General features: G+C 69.7%; 12 protein-coding genes and 1 pseudogene. 4 read left to right on the forward strand and 9 right to left on the reverse strand.

The genetic code is table 11. From position 1 onward, the window contains the following. Together B2G71_RS24170 and B2G71_RS16360 are read left to right on the forward strand one after the other, a co-directional pair. Positions 1–230, forward strand: a pseudogene (locus tag B2G71_RS24170) (glutathione S-transferase); the annotation flags it as partial. Beyond that, the gene (locus tag B2G71_RS16360) at positions 227–1,045 is read left to right on the forward strand and encodes an inositol monophosphatase family protein (protein ID WP_098107685.1); all 819 of its coding nucleotides are present in this window, start codon (positions 227–229) and stop codon (positions 1,043–1,045) included. The pseudogene B2G71_RS24170 and the gene B2G71_RS16360, both read left to right, overlap by 4 nt. Before the next feature lie 4 nt (positions 1,046–1,049). On the opposite strand, the gene trxA is transcribed toward B2G71_RS16360, so the two are convergent. The 8 genes from trxA to ahcY form a co-directional block, all read right to left on the reverse strand. Continuing rightward, a complete protein-coding gene (trxA, locus tag B2G71_RS16365) occupies positions 1,050–1,370 on the reverse strand; it encodes a thioredoxin (protein WP_098107686.1) in 321 nt (106 codons plus the stop codon). 78 nt (positions 1,371–1,448) lie between these two features. After that, positions 1,449–4,925, reverse strand: a complete 3,477-nt coding sequence (gene addA, locus B2G71_RS16370) for a double-strand break repair helicase AddA (protein ID WP_098107688.1) — start codon at positions 4,923–4,925, stop codon at positions 1,449–1,451. Next, positions 4,922–7,888 (reverse strand): PD-(D/E)XK nuclease family protein, encoded by a 2,967-nt coding sequence (locus B2G71_RS16375; RefSeq protein ID WP_098107689.1) that lies wholly within the window; start codon positions 7,886–7,888, stop codon positions 4,922–4,924. The genes addA and B2G71_RS16375 overlap by 4 nt, the downstream gene beginning before the upstream one ends. Continuing rightward, positions 7,881–8,618: a nucleotidyltransferase family protein gene (locus B2G71_RS16380; protein ID WP_098107691.1), complete on the reverse strand. Its 738-nt coding sequence runs from the start codon at positions 8,616–8,618 to the stop codon at positions 7,881–7,883. The genes B2G71_RS16375 and B2G71_RS16380 overlap by 8 nt, the downstream gene beginning before the upstream one ends. Further along, positions 8,615–9,601, reverse strand: a complete 987-nt coding sequence (locus tag B2G71_RS16385; protein ID WP_098107692.1) for a phosphotransferase — start codon at positions 9,599–9,601, stop codon at positions 8,615–8,617. The genes B2G71_RS16380 and B2G71_RS16385 overlap by 4 nt, the downstream gene beginning before the upstream one ends. Continuing rightward, positions 9,592–10,041: a tRNA (adenosine(37)-N6)-threonylcarbamoyltransferase complex ATPase subunit type 1 TsaE gene (gene tsaE / locus B2G71_RS16390; protein ID WP_098107694.1), complete on the reverse strand. Its 450-nt coding sequence runs from the start codon at positions 10,039–10,041 to the stop codon at positions 9,592–9,594. The genes B2G71_RS16385 and tsaE overlap by 10 nt, the downstream gene beginning before the upstream one ends. Next, positions 10,038–12,392: a PAS domain-containing sensor histidine kinase gene (locus B2G71_RS16395; protein ID WP_098107695.1), complete on the reverse strand. Its 2,355-nt coding sequence runs from the start codon at positions 12,390–12,392 to the stop codon at positions 10,038–10,040. Before B2G71_RS16395 ends, tsaE begins: the two co-directional genes overlap by 4 nt. A gap of 122 nt (positions 12,393–12,514) precedes the next feature. Then, positions 12,515–13,936 (reverse strand): adenosylhomocysteinase, encoded by a 1,422-nt coding sequence (gene ahcY, locus B2G71_RS16400; protein WP_098107697.1) that lies wholly within the window; start codon positions 13,934–13,936, stop codon positions 12,515–12,517. 251 nt (positions 13,937–14,187) lie between these two features. Between ahcY and B2G71_RS16405 the strand changes: the two genes are divergently transcribed. Then, the gene (locus tag B2G71_RS16405) at positions 14,188–14,667 is read left to right on the forward strand and encodes a peroxiredoxin (protein WP_098107870.1); all 480 of its coding nucleotides are present in this window, start codon (positions 14,188–14,190) and stop codon (positions 14,665–14,667) included. Positions 14,668–14,709: 42 nt separating this feature from the next. On the opposite strand, the gene B2G71_RS16410 is transcribed toward B2G71_RS16405, so the two are convergent. Further along, the gene (locus tag B2G71_RS16410; RefSeq protein ID WP_098107699.1) at positions 14,710–16,641 is read right to left on the reverse strand and encodes a PKD domain-containing protein; all 1,932 of its coding nucleotides are present in this window, start codon (positions 16,639–16,641) and stop codon (positions 14,710–14,712) included. A 125-nt stretch (positions 16,642–16,766) separates the two neighbouring features. On the opposite strand from B2G71_RS16410, the gene B2G71_RS16415 reads away from it, so the two are divergent. Then, positions 16,767–17,447 (forward strand): SDR family NAD(P)-dependent oxidoreductase, encoded by a 681-nt coding sequence (locus B2G71_RS16415; protein ID WP_098107701.1) that lies wholly within the window; start codon positions 16,767–16,769, stop codon positions 17,445–17,447. Positions 17,448–17,524: the final 77 nt, after the last annotated feature.

Here is a 17,524-nt window from a genome sequence, read left to right on the forward strand (position 1 = left end):
CCACAACAGCTCGCCACAGCCCGCCGCGAATGGCCCTGCGCCGTCCCAGAGCCAAAATCGCATTGTTCACGGACGACGAGTTCGGTTTCGGCGATATCCCGGTGGGCGTCTATGCCTGGACCTGGTTCACCCTGCCGATCGCGCGGCCCTCGTTGCCGAACCTCGAAGACTGGTTCGCGCGCCTGCGCGGGCGGCCCGGCTACCAGTACGTCGCGATCCCGCTGTCATGACCGTACGCGACGATCTCGCGGCGCTGACCCGCGACGTCGCGGCGATCATGCGCGCCGCGACCGAGGAAGCGATCCTGCCCTATTACCAGCGGCTGACCTCGGGGCAGATCGTCAGCAAGGCGGCCGACGATGTCGTCACCGTGGCTGACAAGGAAAGCGAGGCGATCCTGGCCGAGCGCCTCTCGGCGCTGCTGCCCGAAGCGACGGTGGTCGGCGAGGAAGCCGCCCATGCCGATCCGGGCGTGCTCGAGGCGCTCAAGGACAAGCTGTGCTGGATCGTCGACCCGGTCGACGGCACCAACAACTTCGCCGCCGGCAAGCCGCCGTTCGGCGTGCTGGTGGCACTGGCGGACCGGGGCGAGACGCTGGGCGGCTGGATTCTCGATTGCCTCACCGGCCGCTTCTGCGACGCGGCGCTGGGCAGCGGCGCGCGGATCGACGGCGAACCGATCGCCGCGCGCGGCACGGGCGAGACCCCGCCGGTCGCGGCGATCTCGCTGGTGTTCCTCGACGAGACGCAGCGCGAACGCGTGCGGCGCACGATCGCCCCGTATTACAGCCTGGTCGACATCCCGCGCTGCGCCGCCGAGCAATATCCGCGCCTCGCGCTCGGCGCCAACGACGTCTCGGTGTTCCAGCGCACCCTGCCCTGGGACCACGCGGCGGGCGCGCTGTTCCTCAACGAGGCCGGCGGCAAGGTCGCGCGGCCCGACGGTACGGCCTACCGCGTCGACGAATACGAGCGCAAAGGCCTGATCGGCGCGGCGAGCCCGGCCTTGTGGGACGATCTCGCCGCGCGGATCGATCAGGTCTGAGCGGTCACAGCTCGCTTTCGATCCAGCCCTTGAGCGCGCTCTTGGGCGCGGCGCCGAGCTTCTGCGCGACCGCCTGACCGTCCTTGAACAGCACCATCAGCGGGATCGACTTGACGCCGATCTGCCCGGGCACTTCGGTGTTGGCCATGATGTCCATCTTGGCGATCGTCACCTGACCTTCGAGTTCCTCGCTGATCTCCTCGAGCGAGGGGCCGATCATCTTGCACGGGCCGCACCAGTCCGCCCAGAAATCGACGAGGACCGGCTTGTCGGACTTGAGGACGTCTTCCTCGAAACTCGCGTCGGTGACGGCTTTGGTGGCCATGGTGCATTGCTCCTGAAATTCGAATGACGGCAATCTAGGTACGAATGGCAGGAAGGCAAAGGGCGCGGCGGGCAAGCTTTACTGCGTCGCCTGCAAGTCGGCCTTGAGCGGATCGATCAGCGCGGCGGGCAAGGGCAGCAGGCGCGGCACCGCGGTGAACAGCACCGCCGCCGAAACCGCGCGGCCCGGGAACACCGCCTCGAGCGCGGCGACATAGGCCGCCATCTGGCGCAGGATCGGCTTGGGGATGTCCTCGATCCGCTCGGGCGGGCGGCGGGTGGTCTTGAAATCGACCAGCCGCACCCTGTCGGGCGTCACCAGCAAGCGGTCGACCGAGCCCGCCACGACCTGCCCGCCGACGACCGCCGAGAACGGCACTTCGGCAAGGCTCCCGGGCCCGAACAGATCGGCCCAGTCGGGATGCCCGACCACCGCGACGGCATCGCCCGCCATGACCGCGCGCTCTTCGTCGGAGAACTCAGCGGCATTGCGCGCGAGCCAGGCCTCGCAGCGCGCGCGCCGTTCGCCGGCGGGCGCGTCGGGCAGGCGCTCGATCAGCTTGTGGAGCAAGGTGCCGCGCCGCATTGCCATGGCCGTCGCCGGCCCCGGCGGCAGCGGCGGGTCGGGCGCGACGTCGTCGCCCAGCGCCGAGGGCGCGAGCGGACGCGGCGGGCGCGCCTCGACCGGCGGGGTCCGCTCGACCCAGGCGGGCAAGGGAGCGCGCAACGCCAGTTCAGGCGCGGCGGGGGCCGCCGCCGGCTCGGGCGGCCGGCCCCAGTCGTGCCGCCAGCCCCAGATCGGATCGGCCAGCTCGGCCCCTTGCGCGAAAATCGTCAGGAGCTGCGCGTACCAACTGTTGGGTGCGGGCTCGCCCTTGTCGCGCGGCCCCAGCGCGCCGCCGACGAAAAGCGCTTCCTCGGCGCGGGTCATCGCGACATAGAGCAGGCGCCAGTGTTCCTGCTGCTCCTCCAGAGCCACCCGTTCGGCTTCCTCGCGGATGCGCCCCGCCTGCTCGGCCTTGCGCACCGAGGGCAGCGGAACGCGCCGCGCCGGGTCGGCGGGATCGTCGAGATCGATCCCGCCCACGCGGTTGGCGTCGGGATTGCCCGCGGCATCGGCGAGGATCACGATCGGCGCCTGCAATCCCTTCGAGCCATGCACCGTCATCACCCGCACCTGCCCGCCGCTGCCCGACTGCTCGCGCTTCAGCTCGCCGTCGCCCGCCTCGAACCAGGCGAGGAAACCCGCAAGGCTCGGCGTGCCGGTGACGGCATAGGCGTGCGCGGCGTTGACCAGTTCGTCGATCGGATCGTTCACTTCTCCGCCGAGCCGCGCCACCAGCCTGCGCCGCGCCTGCCAGGGACCTACCAGCAGCCATTGCAGCAGGGCCTGCGGCGGTTCGAAGTCGGCGAGCGCGAGCAGCGCGCCGAGCTGCGCCAGGACCGCGCGCACCTCCGGGTCCGTCGCGGCGCGCAAGTGATCCCAAAGCGGCACGTGTTTCTCGCGATAGCCGTGTTCGAGCAACTGCACCTGCGACCAGCCGACCAGCGGCGAGACGAGCAGGTTCGCCAGGTTCAGGGAGTCGAGAGGCTGCGCCGCGAAGCGCAGCGCCGCGATCAGATCCTTGACCGCGAGCGGCGCGCCGAGCCGCAGCCGGTCGACCCCGGCGACGGGCACGCCGGCGGCATGGAGCTGCGCGACGACGAGCCCGGCGAGATCGCGGCGCTTGCGCACCAGCACCATGATGTCGCCCGCCTCGGCGCGCTTGCCGGTCTTGTGCAGGCGGAAGCCCGGCCCCGCCGGCTCGAGCCATTCGCGCACCTGCCGGGCAATGCGGTCGGCGAGCGTGCGATCGGGGCGCGAGAGCCATTCCTGCTCGTCGTCGCCCTCTGCGCCCTCGCCTTCCTCGACGGCATCCACCGGCTGCCACAGCGCGACGTAGCCGGGCCGGTCCTCGCCGCGATGCGGGTCGGCCGGCCTGTCGAGGCCGAAGCGTTCGTGGCCGATCGTCGCGATCGCCTTGTCGACGAAATCGAGCACGTCCTGCGCGGTGCGGAAATTGCGCTCGAGGCCGAGGTCGCGCAGCTCGCGCGCCGGCTCGTTGCCGCGCAGCATCGCGGCATTGCGCGCGGCGCCTTCCATCTGCTTGCGGAAGCGTTCGCGCGCGCGGCGGAAGTTCTCCGGGCTGGTGCCCTGGAAGCGAAAGATCGCCTGCTTGGTGTCGCCGACGACGAACAGCGTGCGCATCTTGTCGTCGTGCTGGCCGCGCCCGGCGAAGAATTCGCCGGTCAGCGCATCGATGATGTCCCACTGTGCCGCATTGGTATCCTGCGCCTCGTCGACGAGAATGTGGTCGAAACGCCGGTCGAGCTTGTAGCAAATCCATTCGGACAAGTCCGAGCGCGAGAGCAATTCCGCAGCGCGACGGATCTGGTCGTCGAAGTCGATCAGCCCTTCGCGTGCCTTGGCCTCGTCCCAGGCGATCGCGAAGGCGCGGCCGAGCCGTAGCGCCGGCACCAGCCGGTCGGCGAGCGCGAGGAGGTTCGCGTTCTCGACCACCCGCGCGATGCACGCGGTCACGCGGCCGCAGTACGCGGGATATTCGGGATCGACCTTCGAGAGATTGGCGAGCGAACGGATCGTGCCGTCCCTGGTCAGCAGCGCGTTGCTCAGCTCGCCGATCGATTCCGCGCGCCGGGCGGGCGGTTCGAGCAGCCACCCGGAGATCGCATCGACCGCGGCGAGCCCGGTCTTCGTCCCCCAGCCGTGCGCGGTCTCCATGCAGCGGCGCAGGCTGGCGACGTCGAAGGCGGCGTCCGCGCACTGCGCCGCGAGCCAGTCGGCATCGGCCTCGCCCGGCAGGCCCAGCAGGCGCAGCACGTGGCCGCGCATGTCGTTCGCCTGCCACGAGCCCGGCCCGAACCAGGCCTCGCGCGCCGAGGCACAGCGCAGCAGATAGGCCTCGACCGCGTCGGGGCCCATCCGCAACGAGAGATCGGCGACGGCATCGAGCAATTGCGGATCGCCCAGCGGATCGCCCTCGGCCGCGACCAGCAGGTCGGCGAGCACCCGCCGCGCGAGCATCGCGCGCTCGCGGTCCTCCATCGGCCGCGCGCCGGGCAGCAGTTGCGCCTCGAGCGGGAAGGCGGCGAGCAGCCATTGCGAAAAGGCGTGGATCGTATCGATCCGGAGCCCCCCGCCGGGGCAATCGAGCACCTTGGCGAACAGCGTGCGCGCCCGCGCCTTCTCCGCTTCGCCCGCCGGAGCGCCGATCGCCTCGAGCCGCCCGAAGAGATCGATGTCCGAAAGACGCACCCATTCGGCGAGCGTGGTGTTGATCCGCGACGCCATTTCCGCCGCGCCCGCCTTGGTGAAGGTGAGGCACAGGATCTGCGACGGCTCGACGTCGGGTTGCAGCAGCAGCCGCAGCACGCGCGAGGAAAGCACCTGCGTCTTGCCGGTCCCCGCCGAAGCGGTGAGCCAGACGGTATCGTCGGGCCGCACCGCCTCCATCTGGTTGCCGTGGAGCGGGAAGATCCTGGCCGGGCCGCTCATGACGGGTCGCCGCCGCCCTGCGTGAGGAACCACTCGTCGAGCCGCATGAGCTGGTCGTAGTCGGCGTAGCCCGGCAGGTTGGGATTGAGCCGCGCGGTGAAGGCCTCGTCGCCGAGAATCCACCTTCGCAGGGCCTCATCGAGATAGCGTTCGGCTTCCGGAAGGAAGTCCTCGGGTTCGAGGCCGGTCTTGCTGCGCCCGACCTTGAGCGGCGTTTCGACATAGCCGAACACGTCGCCGCTGCGGGCCTTGGCGAGCGACCAGTATTCGAACGCGGCGGGCTCGCCGGCGACGCCCTCGAAGCCGCCCGCCCGCGCGATCAGGCCGATGGTGCCGAGCTGGAGCGAAAAGCCCTCGGCGACCTGCGACTTGCTCGGCGGATGACCGGTCTTGTAGTCCACTATCGCGCAAGTGCCGTCCGCCAGCATGTCGATGCGGTCGGCCTTGGCGAAGATCCGCACACCGGACCGCTCCATCGAGCCCCATTGCTCGATCGCGACGGGCAGGCGCCCTTCCGCCTTGGCGGCGAGGACGCGGTCGCGGAAGGTATCGAGCGCGGCAGCGAGGCGCGGCCACCACAAGGCGCGCATCAGCGGGTGCGCCGACATATCCTCCAGCTCCTCGCGCGCGATGGCCTGGAGGCCCTCGGGCGGCTCCTTCGCCTCGTGCCAGCGCTGCATGATGCGGTGCGCGAGTTCGCCCTTCCACGCGGGGCTGGGCTCGGCGTCGAGACCGTCGAACGGCGCGAGGCGCAGGATGGCGCTGGCGTAGAACTGGTAGGGATCGCTGCGCAGCCGGTCGAGCCCGGTCGCCGACACCTCGACGCGGCGCTGCTCGGCCGAGGGCATCGGCCGGGGGCGCGGGTGCGGCTCGACGCGCGCGGCATCGTCGATCGCCCGCGCAAGCGCGACCATGGTCCGTTCCTCGTGGCGCTCGACCTGATCGCCGAGCATCGCCCTGACCCGCAGCACGAAGCGCGAGGGGATCACCGGCCCCGCCTCGTCGCGCTGCGCCCAGCTCAGCACCACTTGCGGCGCGCCGAGCGCGGCGGCGAGATCATGCGCGGCAAGACCGATGCGGAAATCCGCGCCGGGAACGCCGAGCGCGCGCAGAACCGCGGGCGGCAGCAGCGAGTCCTGCGCCGGTGTCGCCGGCCATGTGCCCTCGGCGAGCCCCGCGCAGATCATCAGGTCGGCCCGGGCCATGCGCGCCTCGAGCAGGCCGTAGATCGCGACGCGCGGATGCCCGCCCCAGGGCGGGCGGACCGAGACGCGGTCCATCGCGTCGCGCAGCACCGCATGCAGTTCGACCGGCTCGACGCGGGTGCCTGCGGCGCGCGCGGCGGCGCGCAGGTCTTCGACGAAAGCGGCGAGCGCGCGCCCGTCGGGCCCGCCCCAGACCGCCTCGCCGCACAGCGCCTCGGCGGCGGTGACGAGACGGTCGAGCAGGTCCGCGAGCGGCGCGGCAGCGGCGCCCTCGAGCAGCGGCGCGAGGATCGCCTCGGCCTCGTCCCACCATGGCGCGACGCGCGCATCGGTGGCGATCCCGCGCAGCACGCCAAGGCCGGTCCCGCGGCGGGGCCCGCGCAGCGCGCGGTCGAACCTGCGCACCGCCTCGAGCCACTTCGTCCGCCCCTCCCCGGCCCGCGCCAGCGGATGCGAGAGCAGCGCGACGAGCGGCACCGGCGGCGCCTGCTCGGCGGCGACTTCGGCGAGCAGCAGGAACAACCGACCCGCCGCGCACTGCGGCAGCGGACGTCCGGCGGTATCGTCGGCGACAATCCCCCAGCGCGCGAGATGGGCGACGACGCGCCCCGCAAGGCCTCGGTCGGGCGTCACCAGCGCGACGCGCCTACCCTCGTCCTCGAGCGCCTCGCGGATCAGAAGCGCGACCGCCTGCGCCTCCTCGCCGGGATGCGCGGTCTCCATCAGCCGCACGCCCGAAAGGCGCCGCTGGTCTGCGCCGAGATCGACCCAGCGCGCGCTGGCGACGGGCGGGAGGAACAGGTTGCCGATCGCGCGGCTGCGCTCGGGTGGCGCCGGACTTGCGCCCGAGCGGTGCCACGCCATGACTTCGCCGCGCGCGATGCCCATCCGGTTGAGCAGGAGCTTGAGGTGGTATTGCGGATGGGTGACCGCGTCGCGCGGCCCGAACGGGGGATCATCCACGCTGGCGGGCGCTCCCGCGATGCCGATCTCGTCCCAGGTCTCCGGATCGAGCGCGAGGTCGAGGTCGGGCAGGATGACCGCGCCCTGGGGCAATTCGCAGACCACGCGCAATAACCGGGCGAGCGCGGGCGATGCACTGGTCACGCCCGCCGCGACGATTGCGCCTGCGGGCGGCGCCTCTCGCCAGCGCCGCGCGGCGTGTTCGAACAGCCGGTTGCGCCGCTCGGGCGCGTCGACTTCACCGCGCTCGGCAAGCTCGCGAATCCAGTGCTGCTGGACCTTGAGGAAGACCCGCGTCGCGTCGGTCCAGTGCCGGGCCAGCTCGCCGACGATGCCGATCACGCGGTCGGACAGCAGGTCGATCGGCGCGATCTGCTCAACGAGCAGGCGGTCCATCGTCCGGCCGAGCTCGAAAGCGCGGCGCAGCAGCGCGGCCTCGCTGCCGCTGGCCTCGGCCTCCACCTCGCGCAGATAGGCCGCGAGCCGAAGCCAGCGATAGGTCGGGTCGGCGGCAGGCGGGATTTCGGACGCGCCGAGCGGATCGAGCAGCGCGCCGAGCGTCTCATCGAGATCGAGATCGCCGACCACCGCCATTCGCGGCAGCAGCAGGCCCTCGCCCGCATGGCGCACGAAGGCTTCGGTGACGGTACGCACGGTGCGGCGGCTGGGCAGCAGCAGGGTGAGCCGCGCGAGACCGAATTCGGGCTCGGCGTAGCGCGGGATCAGTCCCGCGACGAGGGCATCGGCGAAACCGCGATGCGCGGCGATGGTGTAAATGCGCGGGCCTTCAGGCACGCGTCAGCCATTCCTCGGTCGGCCGGATCGCGGCCGGATCGCCCACCTCGAACCACAGGCCGTTGTGCGAGATGCCGTAGAGCCGCCCTTCCTCGATCGCGCGAGTCCACAGCAGGTTGGTCGAGAAGGGGCCCTCGGGTGCATCGCGCATCAGGCGGTGCGAGACGAGCTGTATGCCCGCGAAGATGAACGGCGCGATCCGGCCCGAGCGCCGCCGCGAGATCCGGCCGACGGGATCGAGGTGGAAATCGCCCTTGCCGCGATAGTTGATCGCCCGCGCATGCGAGACCAGCAGCAGCAGCGCGTCCATCCGCTCCGGGTCCCACGAGCGCGAAAGCTCGGCGAAGACGTTGCTCGGCCCGTCGAGCCAGATGTTGTCCGAGTTGAGGCTGAAGAACGGATCGGGCAGGCCGGGCAGCGCCTTTGTCATGCCGCCGCCGGTCTCGAGCAGCCGTTCGCGCTCGTCGGAAATCACGATGCTCGGCGCGGCCTCGCGCACCGCGAGATGGCCTTCGAGCGCATCGGCGAGATAGTGGACGTTGACGACGGCATGGGCGACGCCCGCGACCTCCAGCTTGTCGAGCGCATGGTCGATCAGCGAGCGGCCCGCCACGCGCACCAGCGGCTTGGGCTGGGTGGCGGTGAGCGGGCGCATCCGCTTGCCGAGCCCGGCGGCGAGCACCATTGCCGTATCGCTGGCAAGCGCGTTCTCCTGCGGCGAGCCGCTCATATCGCGAACGTGCCCCCGCCCGCCTCGCGCAGTCCGGCGGGGATGTTGGCATCGAACCACTGCGCCACCGGGGCGAGCGCGGGGTGCGTGAGATCACGTTCGAGCAGGTTCCACACGCGCGGGATCAGCTCGAGATAGCGCGGCTTTGCGTCGCGCCGCCACAGCCGCACGAAGATGCCGACGATCTTTGTGTTGCGCTGCGCGCCGAGCCGGGCGTAGTCGGCCAGCAGCACTTCGGCGTCCACGCCGCGCGCCCGCGCGTAATAGTCGAACATCGCCGCTTCGAGATCGGGCGAGACGTCACGCCGCGCATCCTGCAAAAGCGAGACGAGATCGTAGGCGGGATGGCCGACCAGCGCGTCCTGGAAATCGAGCAGGCCCTGGCTCTGGAGGGAGCCGAGCAGCATGATGTTCTCCGCGTGATAGTCGCGCAGCACGGTGACGCCGGGGCGCTGGCGCGGCAGCAGCTCGCCCAGCACCTTTTCCCAGGCTTCGGTAAAGCCGTGCGCGTCGACATAGAGGTTCTGCGCGGTGCAGTACCATTCGAGCAGCAGTCGCGCCTCGCGCAGATACTCGGCCATCGAATAATCGAGGAAGGGCCCCGGCGGCAGGTCATGCAGCGCGACGAGCGCGTCGATCGCGGCGGTGTAGACCTGCTTTTCGTCGTCGGGCCACTGATCGAGATAGTCGCGCATGCGAGCCGCGCCGAAATCCTCCAGCAGCACCAGCCCGCGCGCGGGATCGTCGGCGTAGATGAAGGGCGCGCGCATGCCGTTCGCATCGAGCCAGCGTGCGGCCCGCAGGAACGGACCGGGATCGTCGTCGGGCGGGCGCGCGTCCATCAGCATGGCCGATTTCTCGCCCTTGCGAATGCGGAAATAGCGCCGGAACGAGGCATCGCCGGGCAGAGGTTCGACCGCCGCGTCTCCCCAGCCGGAGGAAGCGAGAAAGTCGTCGAGGCCGTCAGGAACAGTCAGGGACATGGCAATCGCCCTAGCCAATCCGCACCCGGTTCCACAATGGCGATCCTGCCTTCTCCCGCAACTTCGAGGCGAACCGCGAGGCAGCCCGGCTCATGAGAGAAGCCGCCCGCGTGTTCGGGCCATTCGGCGAGCAGCGCCGCGCCTTGCCTGTAGTCGTCGAGACCGATCTCCTCCACCTCGCGCGGATCGGCGAGGCGATAGAAATCGGCGTGGACCAACGGCAGGCGGACCGCGGGCGGATCATAGGGCTCGATGATCGCGAAGCTGGGCGAAGGCACTTCGCCCGCGTGCCCGAGCGCGGCGATGACGGCGCGCGCGAGCGTGGTCTTGCCCGCGCCGAGTGCGCCCGACAGCGCGACGACATCGCCCGGCCGCAGCGCCTCGGCGATCGCCGCGCCGAAGCGCGTCATCGCGGCGATATCGGGCAGGTCGACCCTCACGGCAGCTCGACGATCGCCGCCGTGCCCTGCCCCGGCTCGGACATCAGCTCGAGCCGGCCGCCGTGCGCCTCGACGAGCTGGCGCGCGAGCGGCAGGCCGATGCCCTGGCGGCGCTCGACGCTCTTGCCGTCGGCGCCCAGCTTGAGCCCGTCGAGTGCGCGCGCGAGCGCGGCCTCGTCCATGCCCTCGCCGTTGTCGGAGACGACGATCTGCGTCACTTCGCCCCTCGCCCTGCGCTCGCGCGAGACCTGCACCAGAATCCGTCCGCCGCGCGCGGTCGCCGAGATCGCGTTGTCTATGAGATGACCGATGGCACGGCCCAGCCGCCGGCGATCGCCGCGCACCGCGCCGACGAGCGAACCGCATTGCAGGTCGAGCGTGATCCCCGCAGTCTCCAGCTTGCGCCGCCGCTCTTCGACCAGCGCGCGCATGAAGGCCTGGAGCTGGATTTCCTCGGTCGCGAGCGGCAGCATCCCGGCCTCGCTCTGCGACAGATCGAGCAGGCTTTCGATCTGCTCGCCGAGCCGCTTGGCCGATTCGCTGATGGCCGAAAGATAGACTTCGCCGCTGTCGTTGATCTCGCCGCCGGCCCCGGTCGCGAGCAGTTCGGCGAAGCCGATGATCGAGGTGAGCGGCGTGCGCAGTTCGTAACTCATGTTGGCGAGGAAGCGGGTCTTGACCGCGTCGGCCTCGACCAGCGCCGCGTTGCGTTCGCGCAACGCCCTCTCCGCCTTCTGCGAATCGGTGATGTCGAGCACGATCAGCAGGCCGTTGCCGTCGGGCAGCGGCACCCCGCCGAATTCGAGCGTGCGCCCGTCGGCCAACACCACGCGCCCGCCCGCTTCCTTGCGGTCGAGCGTCGCGGCGCGCACCGCGTCGCCAACCGCCTTGGCCTGCCCGGCGCGCCTGAGGCGCGGCTCGATCTTCTTGAGCAGCGCGCCGATGTGCGGGTGGGTGTCGAGAAATTCGCTCTCGAGGCCCCAGTCGGCGGCAAAGCGCCGATTCCAGAGCTGCATCCGGCCGTCGGGCGCGAAGACCGCGACCGATTCGAACAGGCCGTCGAAGGTCGCGGTGCGCGTGCGCAGCAGGGTGTCGCGGATCGCCGAGAGCCGGAGTTGCTCTGTCTGGTCCTCGACGATGAGCAGCAGGCCGCCGTCGGGCACCGGCTGCGCGACGATGCGCAAGTGCCGCCCGTCGCCCAGGTGCCAGGATTCCTCATGCGTCTCGTTGGCCGAGAACCACTCTGCCCGCTCGCGGCGCCAGGCGGGGAAGTCGCGCAGTTCGGGCAGGCGCCCGGCATCGCGCAACACTTCGAGCAGCCCCTCGAACTGCGGCGGATCGACCGTGGTCTTGGGCGGCAGCGCGAAGATGCGCTGGAAAGGCTGATTGACGAACGTAAGCCGGCGGTTCGCGTCGAACTGCGCGACGCCCGCCGAAAGCTGGTCGAGCATGGCGCGCTGCGCCTCGCGGAAGGCGCGGAACGAGCGGCCGAGCGCTTCCTGGTCCTCGATATCGACGGCGTAGCCCGCAATTCCCGCCTCGCCGAGCGGCAGGTCGTGGACGCGGAACGCACGGCGCTGGCCCTCGATGGTGACGCTGACGATCCGCTCGATCGGCAGGTTCTTGGCTGCGGACTGGCAGGCCACCTGGCGCGCGGTGAGTCCGTCGACCGCCTCGACAAGCTCGGTTCCCGCCTGGACCACCGCTTCGGCGTCGGTTCCGCCGACTGCGGTGACGTAGGCCGAATTGACGAGCTGCAGCGCGCCGTCGGGGCGGCGGAACCACATCGGCATCGGCGCCGCCTCGATCAGCGACACGAGCGCGACGAAGTCGCCGCGCGCACGGGCCGCCTCCTCGCGCAGCTTGACGAGTTCGCTTTCGCTGTCGGAGAAGTCGAAAACCCACACCAGCGCGGCCCCGCCGGGCGAGACCTGCGGGTCAGCGAGGTGCCCGCGCAAGGCGAGGCTGCGCGACGAGCCGCGCGGCGTCGCCACCATGCGGAACGGCACAGCCGACTTCTGCGTGCGCAGCACGGCCTCGGTCAGTTCGGCGAGCGTTTCCGCTTCGAGGCCGCGCCCACCGTCATCGAGTTCGGAGAGGAACTGCGGTACGGCATCGAGGCCGAGCCATTGGGCGAGGCGCGGCGACGCCTCGATCCGCCCGTCCGAGCGGACAAGCAAGGGCAAGGCGGGCGATTCCTCGACCATCTTGCCAAGCCGACGGGCCGAGCGATGGATCGATTCGGCCCGCCGCAGCTTGGTTCGCGCCGAGACTATCGCCCATGCGGCGGCCGCCGTCCAGATGGCCAGCAGCAGTGCAAGCGCCAGAACGACGAGGCGATCGGATTCCATGGCTCGCGGCTATGCGATGCGGACTGGAATAAGACAATGGCCTCGCACCGGGCGTGCACACTATCGGCCAGGCCCCCGGCCCCATTCCCGCGCGACGCGGAAACGGGGCCGGGGGCCGGGGATCAGTAGCGGTAGTGGTCGGGCTTGAACGGCCCTTCCTGCGGCACGCCGATGTACTTGGCCTGCTTCTCGCTCATCTTGGTGAGCTTCACGCCCAGCTTTTCGAGGTGAAGCGCGGCGACCTTCTCGTCGAGGTGCTTGGGCAGCACGTAGACGCGGTTCTCGTACTCGTCCGACTTGGTGAACAGTTCGATCTGCGCGAGCGTCTGGTTGGTGAAGCTCGACGACATCACGAAGCTGGGGTGGCCGGTGGCGCAGCCCAGGTTCACGAGGCGGCCCTTGGCGAGGACGAGGATCTGCTTGCCGTCGGGGAAGGTGACGAGGTCGGTGCCCGGCTTGATTTCCTTCCAGTCGTAATTGTCGAGCGCCGAGATCTGGATCTCGGAGTCGAAGTGACCGATGTTGCAGACGATCGCCTTGTCCTTCATCCCGGCCATGTGTTCGCCGGTGATGACGCTCTCGTTGCCGGTCGCGGTGCAGAAGATGTCGCAACGCTCGACGGCTTCTTCCATGGTGACGACTTCGTAGCCTTCCATGGCGGCCTGCAGCGCGCAGATCGGGTCGATCTCGGTGACCATGACGCGCGCGCCGGCCTGGCGCAGCGAGGCGGCCGAGCCCTTGCCGACATCACCGAAACCGGCGACGCAGGCGACCTTGCCGGCAAACATCACGTCGGTCGCGCGGCGGATCGCGTCGACCAGCGATTCGCGGCAGCCGTAGAGGTTGTCAAACTTCGACTTGGTGACCGAATCGTTCACGTTGATCGCGGGGAACGGCAGCTTGCCGTCCTTGGCGATATGATAGAGGCGATGCACGCCGGTGGTGGTCTCTTCCGAGACGCCCTTGATCGCCTGGACCGCGCGGCTGAGGTAGCCCGGCTTTTCCTTGAGGAAGGTCTTGAGCGCGCGGACGAATTCGATTTCCTCGGCGTTCGAGGGCTCGAACAGCTCTTCGCCGGCCTCGACGCGCGCGCCCCACAGCGCGAACATCGTGGCGTCGCCGCCGTCGTCGAGGATCATGTTGGCGGTACGGTTGGGCTCGTCATCGGTCGACCAGTCGAAGATCTTGCCGACGTAGTCCCAGTAGTCGGCAAGGCTCTCGCCCTTGATCGCGTAGACCGGGATGCCCTGTGCGGCGATCGCGGCGGCGGCATGGTCCTGCGTCGAGTAGATGTTGCAGGTTGCCCAGCGGACCTCGGCGCCGAGCGCGACGAGCGTCTCGATCAGCACGGCGGTCTGGATGGTCATGTGCAGCGAGCCGGTGATCCGCGCGCCCTTGAGCGGCTTGGACGAGCCGAATTCCTCGCGCAGGGCCATCAGGCCCGGCATCTCGGTTTCGGCGATCGCGATCTCGTCGCGGCCGTAGTCGGCAAGGGCGATATCGGCGATCGCGTAGTCTTTGGTCGCTTCGGCAAGGGTAGCCACTGGCGCATTCTCCTGATGAATTTCGTGTTCGCGTGAAGCGCCGCCTGCCCGCGTCAAAGCGGGCCGGACGGCGCACGACGTGAGGCGCCTCCTATCTTTTCCCGGCCTCGGAAGCAAATATAAAGATTCCTTTATATCCTTTTCCGCAGAGATCCGGGCCGCGATCCGTTGTCCCGCGCCGCGGCGCGCCTATATCGAGCCGCGAACCCCAACCCTCGAGAAAGCCCAACCCCCTAGAAAGGATGCATTTGATGACCATCGCCGTTGGAGACAAACTGCCCGACGTGAAACTGATCAAGGCCACCGACCAGGGCCCCGACGCGGTCCAGTCCGCCGACTACTTCAAGGGCAAGAAGGTCGCGCTGTTCTCGGTACCGGGGGCCTTCACCCCGACCTGCTCGGCCAAGCACCTTCCCGGATTCGTCGACAAGGCGAGCGAGCTCAAGGCCAAGGGCATCGACGAGATCGCCTGCACCGCCGTCAACGACGCCTTCGTGATGGGGGCCTGGGGCAAGGCTTCGGGCAGCGACGACGTGACCATGCTCGCCGACGGCAACGCCGAGTTCGCCGAAGCGTTGGGCCTGACGATGGACGGCTCGGGCGTGGGCCTGGGCAAGCGCGGCCAGCGTTTCTCTATGGTCGTCAACGACGGCGTGGTCGAGCAGCTCAACGTCGAGCAGCCCGGCAATTTCGAGGTCAGCTCGGCCGAATACATGCTCGGCCAGCTCTGATCCCGATGCGCGGCCCGGCCCGCTCGGTGCGGGCCGGCCCGCTCAGCGCACCACCACCCTTGCCTGCGCCAGATTGCGAACTTGCGCGTAAGGCGTATCCGCGTCCCCTTCGCGCTGCGCCGAGACGGTGAGCGCGGCGAAATAGGTTCCCGGCCGGGCGTAGGCATGGCTCGCGCTCAGTGCGACCGCCTCGGCGGGTGCGAACGCGGCGCGATCCGCGAAGGTGCCGGTTCCCTCGAAATCCCATGCGGCCGAGACCACCTGCCCCGCACCAGGCGGCGTGGCAATCGTCGCCGTGAGCGTGACCGGCTCTCCGACCGCGACCTCCGCCCGGTCCGCACCGTTGACGCTCAGTTCGACGACCGGCTGGATACCGCCGCGCTCCGCGGCCCCGCCGGGCACGATCACTTGCGTATCCTCGACCCGGTAGTGCGTTTCGGCGGGTTTGACACCGTGCTCCACCCACTTCGCAAGATCGCGCAGACCCTGCTGCAAGGCCCCTGAAAAGCTCACGACATGGGCGCGCTGCAAGGCGTCGAGCGGGTTTTCGTGGTGCGCGCGGTCGATGAACCACAATGCGAAGCGGTCATCGAAGTCCGCGCCCGTCGCCGCCGCGACGCGGGATCGGTACCAATCCGCCTGCCAAGGGTAGGCGTCTATATCCATGAGCGCGGCGAGCACGAGAACCTTGCCGTTGACCGCGCCGGTCAGCACCGCGCCGGCGGCGTTCGCCGTGCCGGTCGGGCCGACGAGCACGGTGCGCTGCGGCGGAATCGGCGCACCGTCGCCCTCGCGAAACTGGTCCCAGGCGTAGTACTCGCGCTCGGGCGGAACCTGATGGCGGTGATAGGTCTCGAGCGCGAGCGCCCAGGAATTGTCGACGCATACCCTGTCGCCCGGCGCGAGCGCGGCCATCGCCGTGGCGTCGGCGGTGGCGATGGGCCGCATCCGCGCGCCCTCGTTGGCCTCGAGCGGCAGGCTGGCGCCTTCGGCGGCGCCCGAGAGCACCACCAGATGCGCATTGGCGCAGTCGCGTGCGGGATCGGCGTCGAGCGTGACCGACCACGGCGGCTCGGCGGAGACCGCCGCCACGCCTGCCGCGAAGGCGAAACGTTCGTCGCGGATCTCCGCGTCGGGATCGGCGCCGAGATAGCCCGGCTGCGACCAGAAGTCCTCGGCATAGCCCGGGTCCATCTGCGGAATCATGCCCGAGATGTTGGCAAAATAGCCGCTGTCCATCCCCGCGTGGCGATACCAGGCGCGCGGCGGAAAGCCCATCCGCGTGACTTCGCGCAGCGCCGTGACTTCCTCCGCATCGAGATTGGCGTAGGGATCGCCGCTGCCGCCGGGCGCGAGCGCGTCGGCGATGCCCGGCAAACGATCGCGCCGGCGCAGCACGCGTAGCGCGTGCATGCGCACCGTGAACATGCTGGGGATTGCGTGATTGCAGCCGGGCACGAAGGGCAGGAATCCGTCCCACACCCCCGAGGTGGCCTCGGCCGCGCCCATGGTCTGGTAGGCGCCCCCGCTGCCGCCGAAGAGGTAGCCGTAGCTGCGATGCTCTCCATAGATCCGCGCGGCGACGGTGCGGGAGAATTTTGCCGCCGCTGCGTTGACCCGGTAGGCCGCGATCGCCGGATCGACGCCCGCCGCGCGGAACAGGCCGCCGTTGTTCGTTTGAACGTAGTAGGCACCGCTCGCGACGGTGAAACCGAGATCGCCGATCGCCACTTCGAACTGGATCGGAAACGGCCCGATGTCCGCGCTCACCGCCATCGGATAGGTATTGTGAATGAAGCGCCCTTCGTACTTCTCGGGCGGCGGGAAATAGAACGAGAAGCGCGCTTCGGTGCCCGCGAAATGGCCGTGGACGTAGCGGTGCGGCACCGGCTCGGCGCGCTCCTCCTCGACGTCTATGACCGCTTCGCCGTAGACCGGATCGACCGACCGCGCGGTGACGGTGATGCCATTCATGCCATTCCCCTCCACAAGTTATCGATTGGTAATATCGTTCTTGTGGTGGCTCAAGCCTTGTTGGCCGGCCGGCTTGCCGTCAATGACGCGGACCGATAGCCTCGCTGGCAGGCAAAGGAGGATTCATGACCCGATCGGTTATTGTCACAGGTGGTTTCGGCGTTCTCGGCAACGCGGTGGCCGAGCTATTCGCGAGCCGAGGGGACAAGGTCACCCGGATCGACTACGCGGCGACGGCCTCTGCCCCGATCGCCGGCACGCTCGACATCGGCGGCATCGACCTCACCGACACCGAAGCGACGAAGGGCGCGCTGGCCAAGGTGGTCGCGGCCCATGGCGGGATCGACGTGCTCGTCAACGTCGCGGGCGGCTTCGCCTGGGAGACGCTCGAGGACGGCGACCTCGCCACCTGGTCGAAAATGCAGTCGATGAACCTGATGACCAACGCGACGATCACGCAGCTCGCACTGCCCGAACTGAAGAAGTCGGCGGCGGGCCGCATCGTCAACATCGGCGCGGGCGGCGCGGTCAAAGCGGGCATGGGCATGGGCGCCTACGCAGCGTCAAAGTCGGGCGTTCACCGCATGACCGAGGCGCTGGCCGAGGAACTCGCCGGATCGACCGTCACGGTCAACGCCGTCCTGCCGAGCATCATCGACACGCCGACCAATCGCGCGGACATGGCCGACGCGGACTTTTCGCAATGGGTGAGCCCCGGCGCCGTCGCCAAGGTCATCGCCTTCCTGGCCTCGGACGACGCGGCCTCGATCAGCGGCGCCCTGCTGCCCGTCTCGCGCGGAAGCTGACAAGCTCCGGCATTGGCGCCGGTGCCTTCGGGTGCGGCGCCAGTCACAGGTATAAGCGCGGTTTCGACGTCGGTCGA

Origin of the sequence: Novosphingobium sp. PC22D, assembly GCF_002556635.1 — a bacterium.
Classification (GTDB): domain Bacteria; phylum Pseudomonadota; class Alphaproteobacteria; order Sphingomonadales; family Sphingomonadaceae; genus Novosphingobium.

Coding starts and splice junctions, on each gene's coding strand:
- B2G71_RS16415 (WP_098107701.1), top strand. CDS start 16,767: ATGACCCGATCGGTTATTGTCACAGGTGGTTTCGGCGTTCTCGGCAAC.
- addA (WP_098107688.1), bottom strand. CDS start 4,925: ATGAGCGGCCCGGCCAGGATCTTCCCGCTCCACGGCAACCAGATGGAG.
- trxA (WP_098107686.1), bottom strand. CDS start 1,370: ATGGCCACCAAAGCCGTCACCGACGCGAGTTTCGAGGAAGACGTCCTC.
- B2G71_RS16405 (WP_098107870.1), top strand. CDS start 14,188: ATGACCATCGCCGTTGGAGACAAACTGCCCGACGTGAAACTGATCAAG.
- B2G71_RS16385 (WP_098107692.1), bottom strand. CDS start 9,601: ATGTCCCTGACTGTTCCTGACGGCCTCGACGACTTTCTCGCTTCCTCC.
- B2G71_RS16395 (WP_098107695.1), bottom strand. CDS start 12,392: ATGGAATCCGATCGCCTCGTCGTTCTGGCGCTTGCACTGCTGCTGGCC.
- B2G71_RS16410 (WP_098107699.1), bottom strand. CDS start 16,641: ATGAATGGCATCACCGTCACCGCGCGGTCGGTCGATCCGGTCTACGGC.
- B2G71_RS16380 (WP_098107691.1), bottom strand. CDS start 8,618: ATGAGCGGCTCGCCGCAGGAGAACGCGCTTGCCAGCGATACGGCAATG.
- B2G71_RS16360 (WP_098107685.1), top strand. CDS start 227: ATGACCGTACGCGACGATCTCGCGGCGCTGACCCGCGACGTCGCGGCG.